Below are 21,584 nucleotides of genomic sequence, written 5' to 3' on the forward strand. Positions count from 1 at the left end.
TCCGAAAATCTGGGTCAGCCGACGGACACGATGCGCAGCAGGGTCATCTGCTGGCGGTGGCCGTTCTTGCGACGGTAGTTGTGACGGCGGCGCTTCTTGAACACCACGACCTTCTCGCTCTTGGCCTGCGCGATGATCTCGGCAGCGACGGTCACGTTTGCGACGTCGGCCACTTCGCCGTCCTTGCCGGCGAGAAGGATGTCGCCCAGGGTGATCTTGTCACCGGCTTCACCAGCCAGCTTCTCGACCGCGATCTTGTCTCCGGCGGCAACCCGGTACTGCTTGCCGCCCGTGCGCACTACTGCGAACATGGTGCCCTTACCTAATCTCAAAAATGCCCGAAACGAGCCGAAACAAACCTGCCCCGGCCGCTGTGGTCCGTGTGGACCGTAAGCTTTTCGGGCGACGTGCCGACCGTCCCGCGTAATGCGGGCTGCCGGAAAGATGGGTGCCGTTAGTGGATGGGCCGATTCGTGTCAACCTCGATCGCGGCTCCCACGCGCGGGCGGGAGCCGTAAATCCAAAGGTGCGAAAGGCCCTCCCGCTCGGCGTATGCCGTTGCTATGGCACCTTCATGACCCGCGCGAAAGTCCGTTTCCTCGCCCTGCTCCTTCCGCTCGGCATGGCCGCCTGCTCCGGGTCCGGGGGCTATCCCTCGCTCGCGACTCGCGACGTGGAGCGGCAGGCGGGCCGGCCCAGCGGCTCCGGCACTCCGGCACAGGGCGATTCGACGGCGCCGCTTCCGGCCCTGCCGCCCGCCAGCGCCGATCTCGTCACCCGGCTCGCCGGGCTGGTGAAGGTGGCGCAGGAGGCCGACGGGCGTTTCCAGTCCAACCGCCCCGCCGCCGAGCGCGCGGTGGCCGCCGCCGGATCGACCGGCAGCGATTCGTGGAGCACGGCGAGCGTGGCGCTGGCGAAGCTCGAATCGAGCCGCTCCTCGGCGATGACGGCGCTGGCCGAACTCGACGTGCTCTACGCCGATGCGCGCGACAAGGCGCCGGTGGAGGAATCGCCGACCTCCGGCGCCATCGGCGAGGCGCGCGCGCAGGTCGCCGCGCTGGTGGACGCACAGGACAGGCTGATCGGCTCGCTCGCCTCGCGCCTCAAGACCTGACGCGAAAAGTCCCATCCTTCCTCATCGGAAGGATGGGACTCCCCGAACGTTTGAGCGTGTCCGCCTGAAAGCCCCCCGGCCCAGGCCTCCGCGCTCAGGTAAAGGCGACGATCAACGCGACCGCCAGGCCCCAGCACAGGATCAGCACGGGTAGCGTGAGAACCTGTACGGCCGCCTCGTTGGCCGAGAGCCTTCCGCTCAGAGTATCGATGCCGCGCGCGGCGAACTGGCCCCAGGTGGGCGCGGCGGCATCGTTGTGGGGCTGCATCCTCGTCCAGTACCCCGCCAGCCCGAAGGCCATGAGCACGAAGCCGGCGAATATGACCATCGGGATCGCCAACTCCGGGTTCATGAACACCGAGGCCATGACCCCGATGAAGGCGAGGTAGAGCGCGACGGTGGCCACATAGAGCCCGGTCGGCAGGCCGAAGCTGCGGTCTACCTTCGTGCGGGCGGGAACGGCGGTGACCGTGGCCAGACCCTGAAGCTGCTGCTGGGTAAGACGCTGGGACATGATGCTGATCTCCTTGGGTGATCGGCATATGCGCGCCCTTGCGCCACGATTCCTTGATACGGGTCAAATGCGCGGGAATTTACGCCCAGCGCGCGATGTCCTCGAAATCCTGCGTGCGCGGTTCGATCCAGCGCCATTCGCCGCCGGTCTTCTCGCGCTTCCAGAACCACGATTCGCTCTTGAGGTGGTCCATCGCGAAATCGGCGGCGGCGAAGGCGTCGCGGCGGTGGCGCGCGGCGGCAGCGACGAGGACGATGGGCTCGGTCGGCAGCATCACGCCGCTGCGGTGGATGACGAGGAGGCCGTCGAGCGCCCAGCGTTCGCGCACCTGCGCCGCCAGATCGCGCATCGCGGGGAGCGTAAGCGGATCGTAGTGCCGCAGTTCCAGCGCCTCGCACCCGCCGCCTTCCCGCACCTGGCCGAGAAAGCTGACGATCCCGCCCGCCTGCGGATGCGCGGCGGTGAAGGCGCGCATTTCCTCCCCGGCATCGAACGCGGCGGTGATCAGGCGGACGTCTGACATTTCAGCCACCCGAGACCGGCGGCAGGAAGGCGAGTTCGTCGCCATCGGAGAGCGTCAGCCCCTCCTTGTCGGCGATCAGCGCGCCGTTGATCGCGACCCGCACCCGGTCGGCGGCGACCGCCCCGGCAAGCTGCGGCGACAGGCGCTCCAGCACGCCGCTCCAGCCGAGCGGGCCGTCTGCCGAAATGCCGAGTTCAGGCCGCCCCGCCATCTCTTCGAGACGGCCGAGAAACACCAGCTTTGCCTGCAAGTCAGCCCCCGGTCATCGACATGTGGCGCGCCAGCGCGGGCGCGGCGCCGCGCGCGTCGATGGCGAAGTGATGGCGCGCAGGCTTGATCCGCATCGCCGTGTCGAGTGCGTCGGACAGCGCGGCTTGAGGATCGTCGGACCGCAGCGCGGCGCGCAGGTCCACCCGCTCGTTGCCGCCGAGGCAGGCGTAGAGCTGTCCCGTCGCAGTCACGCGGATGCGGTTGCAGCCGTCGCAGAAGTTGTTGGTGAGCGGGGTGATGAGGCCGAGCCTGCCCCCGGTCTCAGCCACATCCCAGTACCGCGCCGGGCCGCCGGTGCGGTGGCCGCTGGGCGTCAGCGTCCAGCGCTTCGCCAGATCCTCCTGCACCGAGACGAGCGGCAGGTAGTGATCGAAGCGATCTTCCTCCACCTCGCCGAGCGGCATGACCTCGATCAGCGTCGCCTCGAAGCCCTGCCCGTGCGCCCAACCGATGATGTCGGCAATCTCGTGCTCGTTCACGCCCTTGAGCGCCACGGTGTTGAGCTTGACCTTCAGCCCCGCCGCCTTCGCCGCCGCCAGCCCTTCGAGCACCTGCGGCAGCGAATCGCGCCGCGTCAGCTTCGCGAAGGCATCCCGGTCCAGCGTGTCGAGCGAGACGTTGATGCGCCGCACGCCCGAGGCGCGCAGGTCGTCCGCGAACTCGGCAAGGCGGGTGCCGTTGGTGGTGAGGGTCAGTTCCTCAAGCCCACCCTGCCCGTCATTCGCACCGATGCGGCGGCCGAGCGCGCGAACGAGGTCGATCATGTCGCGCCGCACCAGCGGCTCGCCGCCGGTCAGCCGCAGCTTGGTGATGCCCCGCGCGATGAAGCCGAGCGCAAGGTCGTGCATCTCGTCGAGGGTGAGCACGTCCTTCCTCGGCAGGAAGGTCATGCGTTCGGGCATGCAGTAGGCGCAGCGCAAGTCGCAACGGTCCGTCACCGACAGGCGCAGGTAGGTGATCCGGCGCTGGAACTGGTCGACGAGGGGCTGCGGCGTGGTCATTCCGACTGATATAGCACCGAGCCCGCGCCGTTACCATTGAGCGGAAGTATCTGCCCCGTCACACCCGATGCACCATCGAGCCAGCGTTGCGCGGCCATGATCGCCTTACGCTCGTCGCTCTCCACCGCGTTGACGCGCGAGGGGGCGAAGCGGCGGGCGAGGCCCTGCACGGCGGCAAGACGCCAGCCGCGATGCTCGTGGTCCGCCGGCAGGAATACCAGCGTCAGCGGGTCAGCGCCGCCGTAGAGCGTCGCCTCGATCCCCGGCAGCAACCGCGCATGAAAATCGGCTGCCGCCTCGAGCGCATCTTCCGACAGCGGCCCGACGAACAGCAGTTCGTTCAACGCCTTACCCGCGTGAGGGTCATACCGATCTGCTCGTTAGCCTCGGTCAGCGCCAGCTTGACGATCTTCACCGTCACCCCCTCGACCCGATCGTCCTGCAGGAACAGCGTCTCGCAGACGTGGTCGGCCACGGCCTCGATCAGCTTGAAGTGGACACCCTGCGGCAGCGCCTCGGACGCCGCGAACTTGAGGTCCATGTAGTTCTTGCTCGCCGTCAGCGGCGTGTCGGGGGCGTAGTGGTCCGCGGGCTTGAGCTTCACCGAGATGGTGAAACGCAGCGGTTGCGGCTTGCCGGTTTCCTCCGAGTAGATGCCAGTGAGGACATCCTGCTCGAAATCGGCGACTTCAAGGATCAGCGAATCGGCCATGATGTGCGGGCCTTTAGGCGATGATCGCGCGCGACGAAAACATTTCGTCATTGCGAGCGTAGCGAAGCAATCGAGGGGCGGGCTGTGACGCTGGATTGCTTCCCCCGGCCTTCGCCGGGGTCGCAATGACGAAAGACGGTGTATGCCGCAGGGGGCTTCAGGCCGGGTTCGACCACCGCGCGAAGATCGCAGTCGGCAGCAACCGGCCCTCGCCGTCCTCGCGCACCGAAAGGTCGCCGTGCTCGATCTTGCCCGGCAGGCCCGCGAACAGTTCGTCCATCAGCCCGGCCAGCGCCAGCGAGGACATGCGCACCGCATAGACCGTCAGGAACAGGAACCGGCTGTCGGCGTCGAGCAGCTTGCGGCAGTCCGCCAGCAGGCCGGGAAGGTTCTCCTCCAGCCGCCAGGTCTCGCCGTCGGGGCCGCGCCCGAACTTGGGCGGGTCGAGGATGATGCCGTCGTAGCGCTTCTGGCGCCGCACTTCGCGCGCGGCGAACTTGGCGGCGTCATCGATCATCCAGCGCACCGGGCGGTCCTGGAGCCCCGCCAGCGCCGCATTCTCGCGCGCCTGGGCGACCGACTTCTTGGACGCATCGACATGCGTCACCGGACCGTGGGCGGAGAGCGCCAGCGTGCCGACGCCGGTGTAGCCGAACAGGTTCATGGTGCTGGCATCGGTGCGCCCGGCCAGCATTGCGCGCATCCAGTCCCACACCGGCGCCATGTCCGGGAAGAAGCCGAGATGGCGGAACGGAGTGCATTGCGCGGTGAACGACACCTCGTTCCACGCCAGCGGCCAGCCTTCGCGCGGCACGGGCTTGTCGAACTGCCACCTGCCGCCGCCGTCCTCGTCGGAGCCGGGTACGAATTCGCCGTGCGCGTCCCAATGCTCCGAACGCGGGGTCCACATCGCCTGCGGTTCCGGGCGCACGAAGCGGTAGTCGCCGTAACGCTCCAGCTTGCGGCCATGGCCCGAATCGACGAGGCCGTAGTCCGCCCAGCCCTCTCCGGCGAGGATCAGCGGTTGGGTTACGAGTTCAGCCATCAGACTTTCGGCGCGGCATGGGCCGCCACGAATTCGGTCACGGCCTCGAACGTGCCGGGCAGCGTTTCGTACTTTTCCTCGCGGTCGAACAGGTCGCCGACGCGGGTGGGAAGGCTCGGGCGCTGGCCGGTGGCGCGCTCGACGGCTTCGGGGAACTTGGCCGGGTGCGCGGTCGCCAGCGTGACGACGGGCACGCCCGCGTCGATCCCTGCGGTACGCGCGGCGAAGAGGCCGCAGGCGGTGTGCGGGTCGATCAGTTCGCCGGTGCTCTCGTAAGCCCAGCGGATCGTCGATGCCATCTCGTCCGCATCGGCGCGGGCCGAGGTGAACAGCGCCGATGCGCCTTCGCGCTGCGCGTTGGTGAGTTGCATCGCCTTGGTCGCCTCGAACCCGGCCATCTGCTCGGCCAGGGCCTTGCCGTCGCGACCGCCGAGGTCGAACAGCAGGCGCTCGAAGTTCGACGACACCTGGATGTCCATCGACGGCGCGGCGGTGGGCGTGACCGTCCCTTGCGAATAGTCACCCTCGGCCAGAGCGCGGTGGAGGATGTCGTTCACGTTGGTCGCGACGATCAGCTTCTCGACCGGCAGGCCCATCTGCGCCGCGACATATCCGGCGAAGACGTCGCCGAAGTTGCCGGTCGGCACCGAGAACGCGACCTTGCGGTGCGGCGCGCCCAGCTGGAGCCCGGCGGCGAAGTAGTACACCACCTGCGCCATCAGGCGGGCCCAGTTGATCGAGTTCACCGCGCCGATGGCGAAGCGGTCGGTCATGCCCTTGTCGTTGAACACGCGCTTCACGATCGCCTGTGCATCGTCGAAGTTGGCGTGCTCCAGCGCGAGGTTGTGGACGTTGGGCGCCAGCACGGTGGTCATCTGGCGACGCTGCACGTCCGAGACGCGGCCCTTGGGGTGGAGCATGAAGATGTCCACCTTCGCGCGCCCCGCCACCGCGTCGATCGCCGCCGATCCGGTGTCGCCCGAAGTCGCGCCGACGATCGTCAGGTTGCGGTCCGAACGGCTGAGGAATTCCTCGAAGAGCAGGCCGAGCAGTTGCAGCGCCACGTCCTTGAACGCCAGCGTCGGGCCGTGGAACAGTTCCAGCAGCCACTGCTGCGAATCGATCTGCTTGAGCGGCGTCACCGCATCGTGCGCGAACCGGCCATAAGCCTGCGTCGTCAGTTCCAGCAGGCGCTCTTCGGTCAGGCTGCCCGCGACGAACGGCGCCATGACCTTGGCAGCCAGCTGCGCATAAGGCAGGCCCGCCCAGCTCGCGATCTCCTCGGCCGAGAAGCGCGGCCACTCACGCGGTACGTAAAGTCCACCGTCCGATGCGAGGCCGGCAAGCGTCGCGCCTTCGAAGTCGAGCGCAGGAGCGCTGCCGCGGGTGCTGATGTAGTCCATGGCGCGCGGTTAGCCGCGAAGGCGGGAAATGAAAAGACTGTGCGGAAGGGGGAGGACGAAAGAAATGAATCTGGCGGGCGACCGTGAAACTCCGCCAGGCCAATGCCAGCTGGCAGCGCGGTGCACCCTACTGCCTTTTTTCGTCATTCCCGCGAAGGCGGGAACCCATCTCCCGACATCGCCTGTTGCACCGGCATCAAATGGGTCCCCGCCTTCGCGGGGATGACTGATGAAAATGCGGGAATGGCGGAAAAAGGTGCAGGAATAGCGCGAGAGCCGCGCGCTTATCCCTCTACCTGTGACTTCCCAGCATGTTGGCATGTGTGATCGCCACCGCGAGCGCATCCGCCGCATCCTCGCCCGCCAGCTTCACGCCGGGGAGCAGAACCTTGAGCATCGCCTGGACCTGCGCCTTTTCCGCGCCGCCGGTGCCGACGATGGCCTTCTTGACGAGCTTGGTCGAATATTCCGCCACCGGCAGACCGGCGCGCGCCACGGACAGCATGGCGACGCCGCGCGCCTGCCCCAGCTTGAGCGTGGACTGCGGGTTCACGTTGACGAAGACTTCCTCCACCGCGCCGGTATCGGGCCGGTGCTGGAGGATCACGTCGGTCAGCGCCGCGTCGAGTTCGACGAGCCGGTCGGCCATGCAGGCCTTGGCGTCGGTGCGGATCTGGCCGTTGGCGACATGGCTGAGGCGGCTGCCGCTCTTGGCGACGACGCCCCAGCCCGTGCAGGTGAGGCCGGGGTCGATGCCGAGGATAATCATCGCGTCAGACTTTCAGGCCGAGGCGCGGGCCAAAGTGCATCATCAGGGAATAGAGCACGATCGTCAGCACGCACCCGGCCAGCAGCGATGCCCAGAACCCGAAGCCGCTGCGCAGCAGCACGGGCATCAGCAGGAACATCGGCAGCGAGGGCAGCACGTACCAGAACGTCGCGCCCGCATGGACCGCCATGTTCTCGGCATCCGGGCGTGCCTGCCACAGCAGGATCATGCCCAGCACCGAGACCAGCGGTAGCGAGGCGACAAGCGCGCCCATGGCGGGCAGGCGCTTGCCGATCTCCGCGATCGCCACGATGAGCACGCCCGACAGGAGCGCGCGGGCGATCAGCGCCAGCATCTTAGCCGAGCGTTTCCATGACCTCGTCCGAGATCGCGTAGTTGCCCCAGACGGTCTGGACGTCGTCGTCGTCTTCCAGGGTATCGACCAGCTTCATCAGCGTGCTCACGGTGTCGGCGTCGACGTCGACGGTGAGGTTCGGCTTCCATGCCAGCTTGACGCCCTCGGCCTCGCCGAGAACCTTCTCCAGCTCGCGTGCGACTTCGTGGAGGTTCTCCACCGAAGTCCAGACCGAGTGGCTGTCGGCATCGCTCTCGACGTCTTCGGCGCCCGCTTCGATGGCGGCTTCGAGAACCTTGTCCTCGTCACCCACGGAGCCGGGATACTCGATCAGGCCGAGGCGCTCGAACCCGTGCGAGACCGCCCCGGACGCGCCGAGGTTGCCGCCGTTCTTGGCGAAGGCGGTGCGCACGTTGGTCGCGGTGCGGTTGCGGTTGTCGGTCAGCGCCTCGACGATGATGGCGATGCCGGCCGGGCCGTAGCCCTCGTAACGCACTTCCTCGTAGTTCTCGGCGTCGCCCTTGCTCGCCTTGTCGATGGCGCGCTGGATGTTGTCCTTGGGCATCGACTGCGCCTTGGCCGCGTTGACGGCGGCGCGCAGGCGCGGGTTCATGTCCGGGTCGGGCATGCCCATCTTGGCGGCCACGGTGATTTCGCGGCTCAGCTTGGAGAAGAGCGACGAGCGCTTCTTGTCCTGCGCACCCTTGCGATGCATGATGTTCTTGAATTTGGAATGGCCTGCCATGGGTCCGCTCGTTTGCCTGCCCGCGAAGGTCCACGGGTCTTTGCGATGAATGAAGTGGCGGGCGCCTTACAACAGGGGCAGGCCGGAGGGCAACCGGAGTCAGACCACCACGGCGGTTCCCGAGCAGCTCACCATCAGCATCGAATTGCCCGAACCAAGCACTTCGTAGTCGATATCGACCCCGACCACGGCATTGCCGCCGAGCTTCTCCGCCTCCGCCTCCATCTCGTCCAGCGCCTCTCGCCGGGCGCGCTGGAGCACTTCCTCGTACTTGCCCGAGCGGCCGCCGACGATGTCGGTCACGGCGGCGAACAGGTCACGCACGAGGTTGGCGCCGACGATCACCTCGCCGGTGACGATGCCGAGGTAGTCGCGGACGGGGCGGCCTTCGATGGCGGGCGTGGTGGTGACGATCATGCGGACGCTCTCCCTTGCTGCCGCCGCAACCTCGCACCCGCGAATGGCGCTTGCAAGTCGGCGTAAAAAGACAACCAATTGGCAAGGGAACGGCGGCTAGGAGAAGGCATGGCCACGCAGATCGAAACGACGTCCTCCACCCCGCTCACAGTATTGCGCGAACTGGCGCTGTTCCTTGCCCGGCCCCGCGTGCTCGCGCCGATGGGCCTCAGGCTGCGCGAGGCATGGACGCGGCTCGGCGTGATGACGGTGCTCCACCTCGCCGGGATGCTGCTGGTGATCCTGCCGCTGCTGGGCTGGTGGCAGAAGACCTTTGCGCTGCCGCTGCCCGACGCCTTCGGCAAGATGCCGCCGTCCTGGCTGCTGCCGGTGACGCTGGCCGCCGCGCCCTTCCTGGAGGAGATCATCTTCCGCGGCTGGCAGACCGGCCGCCCGCGCGCCTTGTGGCTGCTCGCCTGCTTCGTCGCCTTCGTGGCGCTGGCGATGGGCGCGCAGAGCCTGCAGCCGCTGATGCTGGCAGGCGCGCTGTTCGCGCTCGTCGTCGCGGCGCTGGGCGGATGGTTGTGGCTGAGGAAGCGGCAGGAACCGCCCGCGCTCTACCTGAGCGCCTATCCCGTGATCTTCTGGGCGGTGGCGCTGGTCTTCGCGGGCGTTCACCTGATGAACTATCCCACGGCCTCGCTGCTGTCGCTGCCGATGGTCATGCCGCAGCTGTGGGCGGCGCTGCTGCTGGGCTTCACCCGGCAGCGGATCGGCCTGCCCGCCGCGATGCTCCAGCATGCGACCGCCAATGCGGCCGCCATGGCGCTGGTGCAACTCGGCGGGTGAACCGAACCCGATAGATCAGTCGATGCCGAGCGCCGACTTGTAGGTGTCGAGCAGCATGTCCATTTCGCGGCGATCGTCGGGCTTCATCTTGCGCAGGCGCACGATGGCACGCATGATCTTCACGTCGTAACCGACCGCCTTGGCCTCGTTGTAGACGTCGCGGATGTCGTCCGAGATGCCCTTCTTCTCTTCCTCGAGGCGCTCGACGCGCTCGATCAGCAGGCGCAGGCGATCGTCGGTGGTTTCGGCCATGGGGTACGTGCTCCGGTGAATGCGTGTGAATCGGTTGGCGGGGGCTGATAGCGAGCGCGACGGATTCGGGCAAAGCAGGGGCCTGTGGAAATCATGTGGAGGAAGCCCTCCCGCCCGCCGATACTGGCCCGAGGCTTGCCCCCGCAGCCCCCCTCGCCTATCCCGCCTCTCGCGCCGACAACGTTCGCGCGCCTTCCCATGTCGGGAAGCATTCAAGACCGGGACGGCCCGGCAATCGCCTTTAGTTACAAAGAGATTGCCGAAATGCCCTGGGTTCTCCTGTTCTTCGCCGGCCTGCTGGAAGTGGTCTGGGCCTTTTCCATGAAGCAGTCGCAGGGCTTCACCCGCCTGTGGCCGAGCCTTGTCACCCTCGTCGCCATGCTGGCTAGCTTCGGGCTGCTGGCCGCCGCCATGCGCTCGCTGCCGTTGGGGACGGCCTATGCGGTGTGGACCGGCATCGGCGCACTGGGGGCCTTCGCGGTGGGGATCGTGTTCCTCGGCGAATCGGCCAGTCTTGCGCGCTTGCTGGCGGCGGGACTGATCCTGGGCGGTCTGGTTCTGATGAAGGTGGCGACGCCTTAGAGTTGGTACGTCGTCCCGGGCTCGACCCGGGACGACGCCATTTCAGTGAGAACCGCCGTTCTTCTTCAAACTCTCCTCCATGCGCGCGATCTGCTCGGGCGTCGCCTCGCTCTGGTACTTCGCCTTCCATTCGTCGAATGGCATGCCGTGGATCATGGCGCGCGCCTCGGCCTTGTCGCCTTCGTAGCCTGCATCGCGAATCCAGTCGGCCAGACAGTTGCGGCAGAAGCCCGCAAGGCCCATCAATTCGATGTTCTCGGCGTCATGGCGATGCTGCAGATGGCGCACCAGACGGCGGAAGGCCGCCGCTGCCACCGCGTCATCTATCATATCAATGCGATCCTGACCGTTCATAATGCGCCAATCGTCCTTGGTTTGTAATCGATGCTTTGCCATATGGGGCCCGGTTTCCGGAAGAGGCTCATAAAAACTTGGTCAGCACCATTCCCTCGGGCTCGATGCCCTATCGTCGTTCGCCCCACCATCGCGGCATCAAGCGCCAGCGCAAGGTCAAGATCCTCGCGACGCTCGGCCCCGCCAGCCGCGACAAGGAGACGATCGCCAAGCTTCTCAAGGCCGGCGCCGACGCCTTCCGCGTCAACATGAGCCATGGCGACCACGACACCCATCGCGAGACCATCGCCAACATCCGCGCGGTCGAGAAGGATCTGGAGCGCCCCGTCGCCATCCTGTGCGACCTGCAAGGCCCCAAGCTGCGCGTCGGCCAGTTCGCCGAGGGCAAGGCCTTCATCCGCCACGGCGCGCACTTCACGCTCGATCGTGACCCGACCCCGGGCAACGACGAGCGCGTCTGCCTGCCGCACCCCGAGCTGTTCGGCATCCTGCAGAAAGGCCAGCGCCTGCTGATCGACGACGGCAAACTGCGCCTCGTCGTGATCCGCGCCGATACCGACGCGATCCTGTGCAGCGCCGAAGTCGGCGGGCCGATCTCGGACCGCAAGGGCGTAAACATCCCCGATGCGCTGATCCCGATCCCGGCCCTGACCGACAAGGACCGCCGCGACCTCGCCTTCGCGGTGGAGCAGAAGGCGGACTGGATCGGCCTGTCCTTCGTGCAGCGCCCCGAAGACGTCGCCGAAGCGCGCCGCCTCTCGGGCGGACAGGGCGCGATCATGGCCAAGATCGAAAAGCCCGCAGCCGTCGAGAGCCTCGACGAGATCATCGAGCTGTCGGACGGCATCATGGTCGCGCGCGGCGATCTCGGCGTCGAGCTTCTCCCTGAGGAAGTGCCGCCGATCCAGAAGCACATCATCGAGAAGACCCGCGCGCTCGGCAAGCCGGTGGTCGTCGCCACGCAGATGCTCGAATCGATGATCACCAGCCCCTCGCCGACGCGCGCCGAGGTGTCCGACGTCGCCAACGCGGTCTACGACGGCGCCGACGCGGTCATGCTCTCGGCCGAGACGGCGGCGGGCCAGTGGCCGGTCGAGGCGGTCACGATCATGGACCGCATCGCCGCCCGCGTGGAAAGCGATACGACCTATCGCGAGCGCATCCATCTCACCCACACCCCGCCCGACGCGACCAGCGCCGACGCCCTGTCAGAAGCCTGCGCGCAGATCGCCGATACCCTGACGATCGAGGGCATCGTGGTCTTCACTGGCTCGGGCGGCTCCGCCCGCCGCGTGGCGCGCGAACGCCCCGCCGCGCCGATGCTGGTGCTCACTCCCTCGCAGCCGACCGCCCGCCGCATCGCGCTGCTGTGGGGCGCGCATGCCGTCGTCACCAAGGACATCGGCAGCTTCGAGGAGATGATCGCCAAGGGCAAGCGCATGGCCCTGCGCCACGGCTTCGGCGCCGCCGGCTCGCGGCTCGTGGCGCTGGCGGGCGTGCCGTTCGGCGTACCCGGCTCGACCAACCTGCTGCACATCGTCACGCTGACCGGCAACGAGTTGGATACGCCTAAGTAAGAAGGAGCTAAGGGGAATCTGGGGCCATTGCCCCAGACCCCGTTACTGTCGTCGCTGCGCGCGCAGCGGCGACGGGTCTATCTTCCCACCCATTCGTCATTGCGAGCGTAGCGAAGCAATCCAGGGGCAAGTGCTTGTCCCTGGATTGCTTCGCTACGCTCGCAATGACGAACTTCTATTGGCGCCGCAGGCTTATCAACGGGTCTTCCGACGCATCGTCCGCGCACGACGAAGCGGCACGCGTGACCTCGACGCTATACGGGGTGCAGGGGTGGTAAACCCCTGCTCTTTCCGTAATCCTTGGCTTATTAACCCCTGACCTTCGCCGGGCTCCCCACGACGGTAGCCCCAACCGGCACGTCGCGCGTTACCACGCTCCCCGCGCCGACGATGGCGTCGTCCCCGATGGTCACGCCCGGCATGATGAGCGCGCCTGCGCCGATCCACACGTTGCGACCAATGCGGATGGGGACGCCCCATTCAAGGCCGGTCGCCCGTTCCACCGGGTCGCGCGGGTGGTCGGCGGTGAGGATCTGCACGCCCGAGCCGATCTGCGTGCCGTCGCCGATGGTCACTTCGACCACGTCGAGGATCACGCAGTTGAAGTTCAGGAACACCCCGCGACCAAGGCTGATGTTGTAGCCGTAGTCGCAGTGAAACGGCGGGCGGATCGTCGCGCCCTCGCCCACGGCGGCGAAGCGCTCGCGCAGCAGGGTCTCGCGCTCGGCAAGGTCGATGGTGCGGTTGAAGCGCGCCATCCATTCGGCGGCGGCGCGCTGGTCGGCGACGATCTCGGGGCAGGAGGCGCGGTAGGGATCGCCCGCCAGCATCTTCTGCTTTTCGGAGCGCTGGTCCGTCACGCGCGCTTGCCGAACAGGGCGCTGCCGACGCGCACATGCGTGGCGCCGAGGAGCACGGCGGTCTCGAAATCCTCGCTCATGCCCATCGAAAGCTGGTCGAGCCCGTTATCGGCGGCAATCTTGGCCAGCAGCGCGAAGAACGGCGCGGCTTCGATGCCCTGCGGCGGCACGCACATCAGGCCGATGACGGGAATGCCCTCCTCGCGCGCGGAGGCCAGCAGTGCGGGCACTTCCGGGATCGGACAGCCGCCCTTCTGCTCTTCCTCGCCGATGTCGACCTGGATGAAGCAGGGCACGGTGCGCCCCGCCTTCTCCATCGCCTTGCCCAGTGCGGCGACCAGCGAGGGGCGGTCGAGCGAGTGGATGCAGTCGAACAGGGCGACGGCGTCCTCGGCCTTGTTGGACTGAAGCTGGCCGACGAGGTGGAGCTGCACGTCAGGGTAGGCTTCGCGCAGCGCGGGCCACTTGGCCTCGGCTTCCTGCACACGGTTTTCCCCGAAGACGCGGTGCCCGGCGGCGAGCAGCGGCTCGATCGCTTCGGCGGCGTGGGTCTTGGAGATGGCGACGAGTTCGACCGCGTCGGGCTGGCGTCCGGCAATGCGGGCGGACTTGGCGATGCGGCTGCGGATGTCTTCTAGCTGATCCATGGCGCGCTGCTATAGCGTTCGCGTGCCGAACCGCCAGCCCGTCCTTCCCCACCTGTGGCTCATAAGCGATGCCCGCAACGACGCGGCGCTGGAAAGCGCGCTGGCGAGGCTGCCGCGCGGGTCGGGGCTGATCTATCGGCACTACCACCTCTCGCCGGATGCCCGGCGAGTACGATTCAAGGCTCTGTCGGGCGTTGCACGACGGTTCGGGCATGTCGTGGTGCTGGCGGGCGATGCCGCTCAGGCGCGGCGCTGGGGGGCCGATGGCGCTTACGGCTCGCCGGAAAGGCTTGCGCGTGGACCGAGGGCGCTCCGCCTGGTGACGGTGCACTCCCTGCGCGAACTCGCAACGGCGCATCGGGCGCGGGCGGATGCGGTGCTTCTCTCGCCGGTCTTTCCCACCGCGTCGCATCCGGGCGGCAGGACGCTTGGCGCGGAGCGGTTCCGGCTGCTGGCAGCGCGCTCGCAAGTGCCGGTCATCGCGCTGGGCGGCATGACGCCACGCCGCGCGCGCGCATTCGAGCGTTGGGCAGCGATCGACGGGCTGTCTTCCACTTGACCGTCACGCGACGCAACACCCTCCACAACCCTGTTCCCGATCCATTCTTGACGCAGAGTCCCCCGCCGCCGCATAATCCGCAGCCGGAACCCAAGGGAAAATTTCGAGAATGGCCACCCGCCCCATCGCGCCCGGACGGCGTATAGCCAAGCCGGACTGGCGTGCCGTGCTGAAGCGCTCGCTGCGCCGTGCCGGAGAGCTTTCCGGCGCGCTGCTGCTGTTCGCGGCGATGGTCTTCCTCGCGCTCGCGATGGTGAGCTACCACCAGACCGACCCCTCCACCTCCACCGCAGCGGGCGGCGAAGTGCAGAACTGGATGGGCGTCACCGGCGCCTGGACCGCCGAGCGCGCGCTGTTCCTGTTCGGGCCCGTCTCCGCGCTGTTCGTGCCGCTGCTCTATGTCTTCGGTCGCAAGCTGTGGCTGCTGGTCGAGGAGGACGACGGCGAGATCGAGCATTCCGACCAGCGCTGGTGGACGCCGGTGGGCGTGCTGGCGCTGTCGATGCTGCTGATCGCGACCGTGCTCTCGCTGTGGTTCACCAAGCCCGGCGGCAGCCTGCCCGCCTCGATGGGCGGCATCTCCGGGCTGCTGGGGGCCAAGGGGATCACCGCTCTGGCGGGCCTTGCGCCGGAGGCCGCGCAGAACTGGATCAAGTTCGCCCTCGCTCTCGTCTGCCTCGGCATCGGGGTGATGCTGGCGGGCCGCGTCTTCGCGCTCGACTGGGCGCGGCTGCTGACCCTGCCCGGACGTATCGGCCGCCTGCCGGTCAACCTCCCCTCGGCGGAAGACCTGCCCTTCAAGCCCGGCAGGGCCAGGGACACCCCGGCGGATCGCGCCGACAAGCCGGAGAAGGCGGAAGCCGCCTCTCCGCGCATCGCCGAAATGCCCGCCGCAGCCGAAAAGCCGCGCAAGGCGCCTGAGATCAGCGACCCCAAGTCCGCGCCGATCCCGGCGCAGTTCGGCTCCGACAGCCGCCAGAAGGACATGTTCGACAAATACGAACTGCCCTCGCTCGACCTGCTGGCCGATCCCCAGCCGAACTCGCAGCCCAAGATCGACAAGCTCAGCCTGGAGCGCAATGCGCGCCTGCTGGAAACCGTGCTCGACGACTTCAACGTCAAGGGCGAGATCACCGCCGTGCGCACCGGCCCCGTCGTCACCATGTACGAACTGGAGCCCGCGCCGGGCATCAAGGCCAGCCGCGTCATCGGCCTTGCCGACGACATCGCCCGCAACATGTCCGCGATCTCGGCCCGCGTGTCCTCGATCCCCGGACGCACCGTCATGGGCATCGAACTGCCCAACGCGGACCGCCAGATGGTCTCGTTCAAGGAGATGGTCGCGTCGGAAGCCTTCGCCCACCACAAGGGCATGCTGCCGATCATCCTGGGCAAGGACATCGCTGGCGAGCCGGTGGTGGCCGACCTCGCGACGATGCCGCACCTGCTGGTCGCCGGTACGACGGGTTCGGGCAAGTCGGTCGGCCTCAACGCCATCCTGCTGTCGCTTCTGTACCGCCTGACGCCCGCTCAGTGCCGCCTGATCCTCGTCGATCCGAAGGTTCTGGAACTCAAGAGCTACGACGACATCCCGCATCTCCTCTCGCCGGTGGTGACGGAGCCGCCCAAGGCGATCCGCGCGCTCAAGTGGGCGGTCGAGGAAATGGAGCGCCGCTATCGCCAGATGAGCGAGATTTCGGTCCGCAACCTCGCCAGCTTCAACGAAAAGGTGCGCACGGCCGCCGCCAAGGGCAAGCCGCTGGGCCGCCGCATCCAGATCGGCTTCGACCCCGAAACGGGCGAGGAACTCTACGAAGACCGCCAGCTCGACTACGAGACGCTGCCGCAGATCGTCCTCATCGTCGACGAGCTGGCCGACCTCATGGTCACCGTCGGTAAGGAAATCGAAGTGCTGATCCAGCGCCTCTCGCAGAAGAGCCGCGCGGCGGGCATCCACCTCATCATGGCGACGCAGCGCCCCTCGGTCGACGTCATCACCGGCGTCATCAAGGCCAACCTGCCAACCCGCGTGTCCTTCGCCGTCACCAGCCGCATCGACAGCCGCACGATCCTTGGCGAACAGGGCGCGGAGCAGCTGCTGGGCAAGGGCGACATGCTCTACAAGCCGAGTTCGGACCCCATCAAGCGCGTCCACGGCCCCTTCGTCTCGGATGAGGAAGTGGAGCAGGTCGCGACGTACTGGCGCTCGCAGGGCAAGCCCGACTACGTGGACGCCGTCACCAACGAGCCCGAGGAAGGCAGCTTCGGCTTCGACGACCTCGACGCCACGGCTTCCGATGCGCCGGACGAACGCAAGTACCGGCAGGTCTGCCAGCTGGTGTTCGAGAACCAGAAGGTTTCGGTGTCCTGGCTCCAGCGCCAGATGGGCGTCGGCTACAACACCGCCGCCAAGTGGGTCGAGCGCATGGAGCAGGACGGCTACGTCGGCCCGGCGAACCACGTCGGCCGCCGCGACATCTACCGTGACGAGAACGGGAACCCGCTCTGACATGACCGCCTTGAGACTGGTTTCGGCGATGGCCCTCGGCCTCGCCCCCGTGGCCGCGCTGGCGGCAGGAGCGGACCTGACCGCGCCGGGCGGCCGCTGGGTGCGCCTGTTCACGCCCAACATCGAGAACACGCTCGGCCGCAGCATCCGCGTCGACGCCGCCAGTATCACGGCGGGAGGGCTTGGCCGCACCTTCCGGGAGGCGGACGTGCTGGTGAACGCCACCGGCAAGTACCCCCGCGGCACCACGCAATACTCGCTACGCAGCGTCGACTGCCTGGGCGGACGCGTCCGCATGGAACAGTGGCAACTCGTCGGCCCGCGCGGCGTGACGCTGGGCTCCTCCACCACCCCCGGCCTGCCGCAGCGCGTGGTGTGGGACAAGGAGGACGGCATGGTCGTGCGCTACGTGTGCAAGGGCATCGTGCCTAGATAGGCGTCAAATGCCGCACTCTGGTTCGTCATTGCGAGCGTAGCGAAGCAATCCAGCGGTGAGCGGCTGCCCTGGATTGCTTCGCTACGCTCGCAATGACGAACCGTAATGAGTTCAGAAGGACGAAAGACCAACGGATAGGTTGGTATCCGCGCCCGGCCTCTCTAAGGTGGACGCACTTCTGCGCACACACGACACCGAAAGGCCACGATGGAAGAACATGCTCAGGCGTTCCTGCTGAGGGACGGCTTCCTGCTGCTGGGCACCGCCCTCGCCTTCGTGCTGGCGTTCCGGAAGCTGGGGCTGGGTGCGACGCTGGGCTTTCTGACCACCGGCGCGGTGCTGGGGCCTTACGTGCTCGACCTCGTCGGCGATCCCGAGAGCAAGATGGGCATCGCCGAACTGGGCATCACGCTGCTGCTGTTCATCGTCGGCCTCGAACTCGCGCCCGCGCGGCTGTGGCGGATGCGGCATGAGATCTTCGGGCTCGGCGCGCTGCAGGTGATCCTGTGCGGCCTTGCGGTTTCGGCGGTGATCTACTTCTTCACCGGCTTCAGTATGGAGGCGTCGCTGGCGCTGGGGCTGCCGCTGGGTCTTTCCTCCACCGCGCAGGTGCTGCCGATGCTGCAGAGCGCCGGTCGCCTGCACACGCCCTTCGGCGAGCGGTCCTTCGCGATCCTGCTGTTCCAGGATCTCTCGATCATCCCGCTCATCACGATCATCGCCGCGATGAACCGCAATCCCGCGTTGCCGTCCGGCCCGCCGGGATGGGTACTGGGGCTGGAGACGGTCGCCGCCATCGTCGGCCTGATCCTCGCAGGCCGCTTCGCCATCCGCCCGCTGTTCCGCCTGATCGGCAACCTTGGCGAGCGGGAGATGTTCGTCTTCGCCGCCCTGTTCACGGTCATGGCATCGGGCGCGCTGATGCAGGCGCTGGGCCTCTCAACCGCACTGGGCGCCTTCATCGCGGGCGTCATGCTGGCGGACTCGCCTTACCGACATGAGTTGGAGGCCGACGTCGAGCCGTTCCGCGCGATCCTGCTCGGCCTGTTCTTCATGTCGGTGGGCATGCTGCTCGACCTGTCCGCGATCGCCGAGCGCCCGCTGTTCGTGATCGCCATGGCCCTCGCCCTGATCGCGGTGAAGGGCTCGATCATCTTCCTGCTCGGCCTCGCCTTCCGCATGGAATGGCGCAGCGCCCTCGCGCTCGGCCTGCTGCTGAGCCAGGGCGGCGAATTCGGCTTCGTGCTCTTCGCGCAAGCGACCAATGCCATGCTGGTCAACTCCGACGCGACGAGCCTGTTCAGCGCCATCGTCACCCTCTCGATGGTCACGACGCCGTTCCTGATGATGGCCACGCGCGGCATCCGCGAACGGCCCGAGGGCAAGAAGGAAGTCCGCGAAGGACCGCATGAGGACGGCGCCAACGCGATCATCGTCGGCTATGGCCGCTTCGGCCAGACGGTGGCGCAGATGCTGATCTCCGCGGACATCGAAGTGACGATGATCGACACCGACATCGAGATGATCGACGTCGCGCGCGAATTCGGCGCACAGGTCTGGTTCGGCGACGGCACCCGCATCGACATGCTGCGACAGGCGGGCGCGGCGGATGCCGAACTGATCGTGTTCTGCATCGACGGCGACCAGTTGACCGAACCCTTCCTCCAGGCGGTGAACCAGGCCTTCCCGAACGCGCAGGTCCATGCCCGCGTGTTCGACCGCCGCGCCCTGCTGCGCCTCAAGAGCGCCCCGATCGCGTCGATGGCGCGCGAGGTCATGGAATCGGCGGTGGTGCTGGCCCGGCGCGCGCTCAAGGGGCTGGACGTGGCGCTGGCCGACATCGACCGTGCGGAGCAGGTCTACCGCAAGAGCGACAAGGAGAGGCTGGCTCTGCAATACGAAGCGGGCGACGTGCGCGCCGCGCGCGAGCACATCATCACCCAGCGCCGCCGTCCGTCTCGCAGCGATCAGGAAGGGACGGAGTAGCCCTCGAAGCGGCGGATGCGCCGCAACGAGAAGCTGGTCTTCATCGCCGACACCCCCGGCAGCCGCGCCAGGCAGTCGCGGTGGATCGCGTCGTAATGATCGAGATCGCGCGCGGCGACGCGCAGCAGGTAGTCCGCCGAACCGCTCATCAGGTGGCATTCGAGGATATCCTCGAAGCCGCCGACGGCGCGCTCGAACCGCTCCATCGCCTCGCGGCTCTGGCTGGTCAGGGCGATCTCGACGAAGACCTCGACTGAGAGGCCCAACTTCCGGGGATCCAGCCGCGCGGCGTAGCCGAGGATGAGCCCCTGTTCCTCCAGCGCCTTGACCCGGCGATGCGCGGCAGAGGGGGAAAGACGCACGAGTTCGGCCAGTTCGGCGATTGATCGCGATGAATCCGCCTGAAGCGCTGAAAGCAGCGCACGGTCAGCCCGGTCCATGGGAAATCCTCTCACCAACACAGCACACAGCGGGATAATATCCTGCGCAGCCGCGCACACAAGTTTCAATTAGGAGAAACATTGCAGCGCGCCGGGTGTATCTATCGCGGCAGGGTAATTCGCCAGGAGAGATGCGATGCGCGTCGGTACCGTCAAGGAAATCAAGAACCACGAATACCGCGTCGGCCTGACGCCTGAGAGCGCGCGCGAACTGGTCGCGCATGGCCACGAAGTCTGGGTCGAGACCGGGGCCGGCCTCGGCATCGGCGCCTCGGACGCGGACTATGTCGCAGCGGGCGCGACGATCGTCGCCACCGCCCCGGAGATCTTCGGCCAGTGCGAGATGGTCGTGAAGGTCAAGGAACCGCAGCCGGTCGAGCGCGCGATGCTGCGCGAAGGCCAGATCCTCTACACCTACCTCCACCTCGCGCCCGATCCCGAGCAGACCGCCGATCTCGTCGCGTCAGGCGTGACGGCGATCGCCTATGAGACCGTCACCGGCCCCGGCGGCTCGCTGCCGCTGCTCAAGCCGATGAGCCAGGTCGCGGGTCGCATGGCGATCCAGGCAGGCGCGACCGCGCTGGAGAAGGCTCACGGCGGACGCGGCGTCCTGCTCGGCGGCGTTCCCGGCGTGCTCCCCGCGCGGGTCATGGTGATCGGCGGCGGCGTCGTCGGCTTCAACGCGGCGCAGATGGCGGTCGGCCTCGGCGCCGACGTGACGATCCTCGACCGCAGCCCGGAAGTTCTGGAGCGCCTCGGCATCCACTTCGAGAGCCGCGCCAAGACGCGCTTCGCCAACTCCAGCAACATCCGCCAGATGCTGTCGGAAGCGGAACTGGTGATCGGCGCCGTGCTGGTCCCCGGCGCGGCTGCGCCCAAGCTCATCACGCGCGAGATGCTCTCGGTCATGAAGCCCGGCGCGGTGCTGGTCGACGTCGCCATCGACCAGGGCGGCTGCTTCGAGACGAGCCGCCCGACCACGCACCAGGAGCCGACCTTCACGGTCGACGGCATCGTCCACTACTGCGTCGCCAACATGCCCGGCGGCGTGGCGCGCACCAGCACTTATGCGCTCAACAACGTGACGCTGCCGCACGCGCTGGAGATCGCGAACCTCGGCTGGAAGGCCGCGCTCAAGGCCGATCCGCACCTCGCCAACGGCCTGAACGTCCACGCCGGCAAGGTGACTTACGAGGCCGTCGCCCGCGAACTCGGCTACGACTACGTGCCGGTGAGCGAAGTGCTGGGCTAAGCCTCAGCCGACAAACGGTGCCGCCACTTCCGGCGGCACCCGCATCAGGCGACCCGAGGCGATGTCGATCATCGCCCAGGTCGTGCGGGCCGAGACGATCACCTTGCCCGCCGCATTCCTGAAATCCACCCGGCGGTCGAAGCGCGCGCCGCTCGGCCCTTCGGGGATGAACGTCTCCCCCGTCACGCTCTCGCCCTCGCGGATGTTTCCGCGGTAGTCGATCTCGTGGCGGGTGACGACCCAGGCGTATTGCGCCTGATGCTCGGGCGGCGCGACCGCCGCCCAGTGCGCGCCCGCCATCGCCTCCATCCACTGCACCCACACCGCGTTGTTGACGTGACCCATCACGTCGATGTGCTCGGGGCTTGCGGTGAAGGTGAGGGTGAATGTCATGGCAGGTACGCTCGCTTTGTCGCGGGGGCTTCGACAAGCTC

At 67.4% G+C, this 21,584-nt stretch carries 28 protein-coding genes; 9 read left to right on the forward strand and 19 right to left on the reverse strand.

The genetic code is table 11. The features are described from left to right. Window positions 1-14: 14 nt before the first annotated feature. A complete protein-coding gene (gene rplU / locus LO787_RS13935; RefSeq protein WP_103096044.1) occupies window positions 15-311 on the reverse strand; it encodes a 50S ribosomal protein L21 in 297 nt (98 codons plus the stop codon). A 263-nt stretch (window positions 312-574) separates the two neighbouring features. Between rplU and LO787_RS13940 the strand changes: the two genes are divergently transcribed. Next, window positions 575-1,114, forward strand: coding sequence for a hypothetical protein (locus LO787_RS13940; protein ID WP_232491623.1), 540 nt, complete (start codon window positions 575-577; stop codon window positions 1,112-1,114). 94 nt (window positions 1,115-1,208) lie between these two features. Here LO787_RS13940 and LO787_RS13945 read toward each other — a convergent pair whose 3' ends face one another. From LO787_RS13945 to LO787_RS14000, 12 genes are all read right to left on the reverse strand, one after another. Next, window positions 1,209-1,628, reverse strand: a complete 420-nt coding sequence (locus LO787_RS13945; RefSeq protein ID WP_232491624.1) for a hypothetical protein — start codon at window positions 1,626-1,628, stop codon at window positions 1,209-1,211. 79 nt (window positions 1,629-1,707) lie between these two features. After that, complete coding sequence (locus tag LO787_RS13950) at window positions 1,708-2,151, reverse strand: molybdenum cofactor biosynthesis protein MoaE (protein ID WP_232491625.1); 444 nt, start codon at window positions 2,149-2,151, stop codon at window positions 1,708-1,710. Between the two features lies 1 nt (window position 2,152). Beyond that, window positions 2,153-2,401 carry a MoaD/ThiS family protein gene (locus LO787_RS13955; protein WP_232491626.1) on the reverse strand — a complete coding sequence of 83 codons (249 nt, stop codon included), beginning with the start codon at window positions 2,399-2,401 and terminating at the stop codon, window positions 2,153-2,155. Window position 2,402: 1 nt separating this feature from the next. Continuing rightward, window positions 2,403-3,422, reverse strand: coding sequence for a GTP 3',8-cyclase MoaA (gene moaA, locus LO787_RS13960; RefSeq protein ID WP_232491627.1), 1,020 nt, complete (start codon window positions 3,420-3,422; stop codon window positions 2,403-2,405). Then, on the reverse strand, window positions 3,419-3,766 hold the full coding sequence (locus LO787_RS13965) for a Rossmann fold domain-containing protein (protein WP_232491628.1): 348 nt from the start codon (window positions 3,764-3,766) through the stop codon (window positions 3,419-3,421). Before LO787_RS13965 ends, moaA begins: the two co-directional genes overlap by 4 nt. Then, a complete protein-coding gene (locus LO787_RS13970; RefSeq protein WP_232491629.1) occupies window positions 3,763-4,134 on the reverse strand; it encodes a dihydroneopterin aldolase in 372 nt (123 codons plus the stop codon). The genes LO787_RS13965 and LO787_RS13970 overlap by 4 nt, the downstream gene beginning before the upstream one ends. Window positions 4,135-4,291: 157 nt before the next feature. After that, a complete protein-coding gene (locus tag LO787_RS13975; RefSeq protein WP_232491630.1) occupies window positions 4,292-5,179 on the reverse strand; it encodes a class I SAM-dependent methyltransferase in 888 nt (295 codons plus the stop codon). Further along, the gene (gene thrC, locus LO787_RS13980; protein ID WP_232491631.1) at window positions 5,179-6,582 is read right to left on the reverse strand and encodes a threonine synthase; all 1,404 of its coding nucleotides are present in this window, start codon (window positions 6,580-6,582) and stop codon (window positions 5,179-5,181) included. The genes LO787_RS13975 and thrC overlap by 1 nt, the downstream gene beginning before the upstream one ends. 292 nt (window positions 6,583-6,874) lie before the next feature. Then, window positions 6,875-7,351, reverse strand: a complete 477-nt coding sequence (gene ruvC, locus LO787_RS13985) for a crossover junction endodeoxyribonuclease RuvC (RefSeq protein WP_232491632.1) — start codon at window positions 7,349-7,351, stop codon at window positions 6,875-6,877. A 4-nt stretch (window positions 7,352-7,355) separates the two neighbouring features. After that, on the reverse strand, window positions 7,356-7,706 hold the full coding sequence (locus tag LO787_RS13990) for a DUF3147 family protein (RefSeq protein WP_232491633.1): 351 nt from the start codon (window positions 7,704-7,706) through the stop codon (window positions 7,356-7,358). A gap of 1 nt (window position 7,707) precedes the next feature. Further along, on the reverse strand, window positions 7,708-8,451 hold the full coding sequence (locus tag LO787_RS13995) for a YebC/PmpR family DNA-binding transcriptional regulator (RefSeq protein WP_232491634.1): 744 nt from the start codon (window positions 8,449-8,451) through the stop codon (window positions 7,708-7,710). Between the two features lie 99 nt (window positions 8,452-8,550). Next, complete coding sequence (locus tag LO787_RS14000; RefSeq protein ID WP_232491635.1) at window positions 8,551-8,868, reverse strand: heavy metal-binding domain-containing protein; 318 nt, start codon at window positions 8,866-8,868, stop codon at window positions 8,551-8,553. Between the two features lie 108 nt (window positions 8,869-8,976). Between LO787_RS14000 and LO787_RS14005 the strand changes: the two genes are divergently transcribed. Then, window positions 8,977-9,696 carry a CPBP family glutamic-type intramembrane protease gene (locus tag LO787_RS14005; protein ID WP_232491636.1) on the forward strand — a complete coding sequence of 240 codons (720 nt, stop codon included), beginning with the start codon at window positions 8,977-8,979 and terminating at the stop codon, window positions 9,694-9,696. 15 nt (window positions 9,697-9,711) lie between these two features. On the opposite strand, the gene LO787_RS14010 is transcribed toward LO787_RS14005, so the two are convergent. Then, window positions 9,712-9,948 (reverse strand): DUF2312 domain-containing protein, encoded by a 237-nt coding sequence (locus LO787_RS14010; RefSeq protein WP_008827998.1) that lies wholly within the window; start codon window positions 9,946-9,948, stop codon window positions 9,712-9,714. Window positions 9,949-10,212: 264 nt separating this feature from the next. On the opposite strand from LO787_RS14010, the gene sugE reads away from it, so the two are divergent. Continuing rightward, the gene (gene sugE / locus LO787_RS14015) at window positions 10,213-10,530 is read left to right on the forward strand and encodes a quaternary ammonium compound efflux SMR transporter SugE (RefSeq protein WP_232491637.1); all 318 of its coding nucleotides are present in this window, start codon (window positions 10,213-10,215) and stop codon (window positions 10,528-10,530) included. Between the two features lie 42 nt (window positions 10,531-10,572). On the opposite strand, the gene LO787_RS14020 is transcribed toward sugE, so the two are convergent. Further along, a complete protein-coding gene (locus LO787_RS14020; RefSeq protein WP_232496318.1) occupies window positions 10,573-10,884 on the reverse strand; it encodes a DUF1244 domain-containing protein in 312 nt (103 codons plus the stop codon). A gap of 104 nt (window positions 10,885-10,988) precedes the next feature. Here LO787_RS14020 and pyk point away from each other — a divergent pair, with 104 nt between their 5' ends. Continuing rightward, the gene (pyk, locus tag LO787_RS14025) at window positions 10,989-12,461 is read left to right on the forward strand and encodes a pyruvate kinase (RefSeq protein ID WP_232496319.1); all 1,473 of its coding nucleotides are present in this window, start codon (window positions 10,989-10,991) and stop codon (window positions 12,459-12,461) included. Between the two features lie 308 nt (window positions 12,462-12,769). On the opposite strand, the gene LO787_RS14030 is transcribed toward pyk, so the two are convergent. Both LO787_RS14030 and LO787_RS14035 read right to left on the reverse strand, forming a co-directional pair. After that, window positions 12,770-13,291: a sugar O-acetyltransferase gene (locus LO787_RS14030; RefSeq protein WP_232496320.1), complete on the reverse strand. Its 522-nt coding sequence runs from the start codon at window positions 13,289-13,291 to the stop codon at window positions 12,770-12,772. Window positions 13,292-13,317: 26 nt separating this feature from the next. Further along, complete coding sequence (locus LO787_RS14035) at window positions 13,318-13,968, reverse strand: YggS family pyridoxal phosphate-dependent enzyme (protein ID WP_232491638.1); 651 nt, start codon at window positions 13,966-13,968, stop codon at window positions 13,318-13,320. Between LO787_RS14035 and LO787_RS14040 the strand changes: the two genes are divergently transcribed. From LO787_RS14040 to LO787_RS14055, 4 genes are all read left to right on the forward strand, one after another. Further along, window positions 13,967-14,527, forward strand: a complete 561-nt coding sequence (locus tag LO787_RS14040; protein ID WP_232491639.1) for a thiamine phosphate synthase — start codon at window positions 13,967-13,969, stop codon at window positions 14,525-14,527. The two genes, LO787_RS14035 and LO787_RS14040, sit on opposite strands and share 2 nt — an antisense overlap. A gap of 109 nt (window positions 14,528-14,636) precedes the next feature. After that, window positions 14,637-17,036 carry a DNA translocase FtsK gene (locus LO787_RS14045; RefSeq protein WP_232491640.1) on the forward strand — a complete coding sequence of 800 codons (2,400 nt, stop codon included), beginning with the start codon at window positions 14,637-14,639 and terminating at the stop codon, window positions 17,034-17,036. 1 nt (window position 17,037) lies between these two features. After that, window positions 17,038-17,472, forward strand: coding sequence for a hypothetical protein (locus tag LO787_RS14050; RefSeq protein WP_232491641.1), 435 nt, complete (start codon window positions 17,038-17,040; stop codon window positions 17,470-17,472). Window positions 17,473-17,679: 207 nt separating this feature from the next. Beyond that, window positions 17,680-19,458, forward strand: a complete 1,779-nt coding sequence (locus LO787_RS14055; RefSeq protein WP_232491642.1) for a cation:proton antiporter domain-containing protein — start codon at window positions 17,680-17,682, stop codon at window positions 19,456-19,458. Here the strand turns inward: LO787_RS14055 and LO787_RS14060 are convergent. Continuing rightward, window positions 19,440-19,898 (reverse strand): Lrp/AsnC family transcriptional regulator, encoded by a 459-nt coding sequence (locus tag LO787_RS14060; RefSeq protein WP_232491643.1) that lies wholly within the window; start codon window positions 19,896-19,898, stop codon window positions 19,440-19,442. The genes LO787_RS14055 and LO787_RS14060 overlap by 19 nt on opposite strands. Before the next feature lie 136 nt (window positions 19,899-20,034). On the opposite strand from LO787_RS14060, the gene ald reads away from it, so the two are divergent. Beyond that, window positions 20,035-21,150, forward strand: coding sequence for an alanine dehydrogenase (gene ald / locus LO787_RS14065; protein WP_232491644.1), 1,116 nt, complete (start codon window positions 20,035-20,037; stop codon window positions 21,148-21,150). Window positions 21,151-21,153: 3 nt separating this feature from the next. Here the strand turns inward: ald and LO787_RS14070 are convergent, their stop codons facing one another. Next, the gene (locus tag LO787_RS14070) at window positions 21,154-21,543 is read right to left on the reverse strand and encodes an acyl-CoA thioesterase (protein ID WP_232491645.1); all 390 of its coding nucleotides are present in this window, start codon (window positions 21,541-21,543) and stop codon (window positions 21,154-21,156) included. Between the last annotated feature and the right edge of the window lie 41 nt (window positions 21,544-21,584).

It is taken from the genome of Novosphingobium kaempferiae (genome assembly GCF_021227995.1).
Taxonomy (GTDB): Bacteria; Pseudomonadota; Alphaproteobacteria; order Sphingomonadales; family Sphingomonadaceae; genus Novosphingobium; species Novosphingobium kaempferiae.

Excerpts from the sequence above, each read along its gene's own strand:
- rplU (WP_103096044.1), bottom strand. The coding sequence starts at position 311 with ATGTTCGCAGTAGTGCGCACGGGCGGCAAGCAGTACCGGGTTGCCGCC.
- LO787_RS13940 (WP_232491623.1), top strand. The coding sequence starts at position 575 with ATGACCCGCGCGAAAGTCCGTTTCCTCGCCCTGCTCCTTCCGCTCGGC.
- LO787_RS13945 (WP_232491624.1), bottom strand. The coding sequence starts at position 1,628 with ATGTCCCAGCGTCTTACCCAGCAGCAGCTTCAGGGTCTGGCCACGGTC.
- LO787_RS13950 (WP_232491625.1), bottom strand. The coding sequence starts at position 2,151 with ATGTCAGACGTCCGCCTGATCACCGCCGCGTTCGATGCCGGGGAGGAA.
- moaA (WP_232491627.1), bottom strand. The coding sequence starts at position 3,422 with ATGACCACGCCGCAGCCCCTCGTCGACCAGTTCCAGCGCCGGATCACC.
- LO787_RS13970 (WP_232491629.1), bottom strand. The coding sequence starts at position 4,134 with ATGGCCGATTCGCTGATCCTTGAAGTCGCCGATTTCGAGCAGGATGTC.
- LO787_RS13975 (WP_232491630.1), bottom strand. The coding sequence starts at position 5,179 with ATGGCTGAACTCGTAACCCAACCGCTGATCCTCGCCGGAGAGGGCTGG.
- thrC (WP_232491631.1), bottom strand. The coding sequence starts at position 6,582 with ATGGACTACATCAGCACCCGCGGCAGCGCTCCTGCGCTCGACTTCGAA.
- ruvC (WP_232491632.1), bottom strand. The coding sequence starts at position 7,351 with ATGATTATCCTCGGCATCGACCCCGGCCTCACCTGCACGGGCTGGGGC.
- LO787_RS13990 (WP_232491633.1), bottom strand. The coding sequence starts at position 7,706 with ATGCTGGCGCTGATCGCCCGCGCGCTCCTGTCGGGCGTGCTCATCGTG.
- LO787_RS13995 (WP_232491634.1), bottom strand. The coding sequence starts at position 8,451 with ATGGCAGGCCATTCCAAATTCAAGAACATCATGCATCGCAAGGGTGCG.
- LO787_RS14000 (WP_232491635.1), bottom strand. The coding sequence starts at position 8,868 with ATGATCGTCACCACCACGCCCGCCATCGAAGGCCGCCCCGTCCGCGAC.
- LO787_RS14005 (WP_232491636.1), top strand. The coding sequence starts at position 8,977 with ATGGCCACGCAGATCGAAACGACGTCCTCCACCCCGCTCACAGTATTG.
- LO787_RS14010 (WP_008827998.1), bottom strand. The coding sequence starts at position 9,948 with ATGGCCGAAACCACCGACGATCGCCTGCGCCTGCTGATCGAGCGCGTC.
- sugE (WP_232491637.1), top strand. The coding sequence starts at position 10,213 with ATGCCCTGGGTTCTCCTGTTCTTCGCCGGCCTGCTGGAAGTGGTCTGG.
- LO787_RS14020 (WP_232496318.1), bottom strand. The coding sequence starts at position 10,884 with ATGAACGGTCAGGATCGCATTGATATGATAGATGACGCGGTGGCAGCG.
- pyk (WP_232496319.1), top strand. The coding sequence starts at position 10,989 with ATGCCCTATCGTCGTTCGCCCCACCATCGCGGCATCAAGCGCCAGCGC.
- LO787_RS14030 (WP_232496320.1), bottom strand. The coding sequence starts at position 13,291 with ATGCTGGCGGGCGATCCCTACCGCGCCTCCTGCCCCGAGATCGTCGCC.
- LO787_RS14040 (WP_232491639.1), top strand. The coding sequence starts at position 13,967 with ATGGCGCGCTGCTATAGCGTTCGCGTGCCGAACCGCCAGCCCGTCCTT.
- LO787_RS14035 (WP_232491638.1), bottom strand. The coding sequence starts at position 13,968 with ATGGATCAGCTAGAAGACATCCGCAGCCGCATCGCCAAGTCCGCCCGC.
- LO787_RS14045 (WP_232491640.1), top strand. The coding sequence starts at position 14,637 with ATGGCCACCCGCCCCATCGCGCCCGGACGGCGTATAGCCAAGCCGGAC.
- LO787_RS14050 (WP_232491641.1), top strand. The coding sequence starts at position 17,038 with ATGACCGCCTTGAGACTGGTTTCGGCGATGGCCCTCGGCCTCGCCCCC.
- LO787_RS14055 (WP_232491642.1), top strand. The coding sequence starts at position 17,680 with ATGGAAGAACATGCTCAGGCGTTCCTGCTGAGGGACGGCTTCCTGCTG.
- LO787_RS14060 (WP_232491643.1), bottom strand. The coding sequence starts at position 19,898 with ATGGACCGGGCTGACCGTGCGCTGCTTTCAGCGCTTCAGGCGGATTCA.
- ald (WP_232491644.1), top strand. The coding sequence starts at position 20,035 with ATGCGCGTCGGTACCGTCAAGGAAATCAAGAACCACGAATACCGCGTC.
- LO787_RS14070 (WP_232491645.1), bottom strand. The coding sequence starts at position 21,543 with ATGACATTCACCCTCACCTTCACCGCAAGCCCCGAGCACATCGACGTG.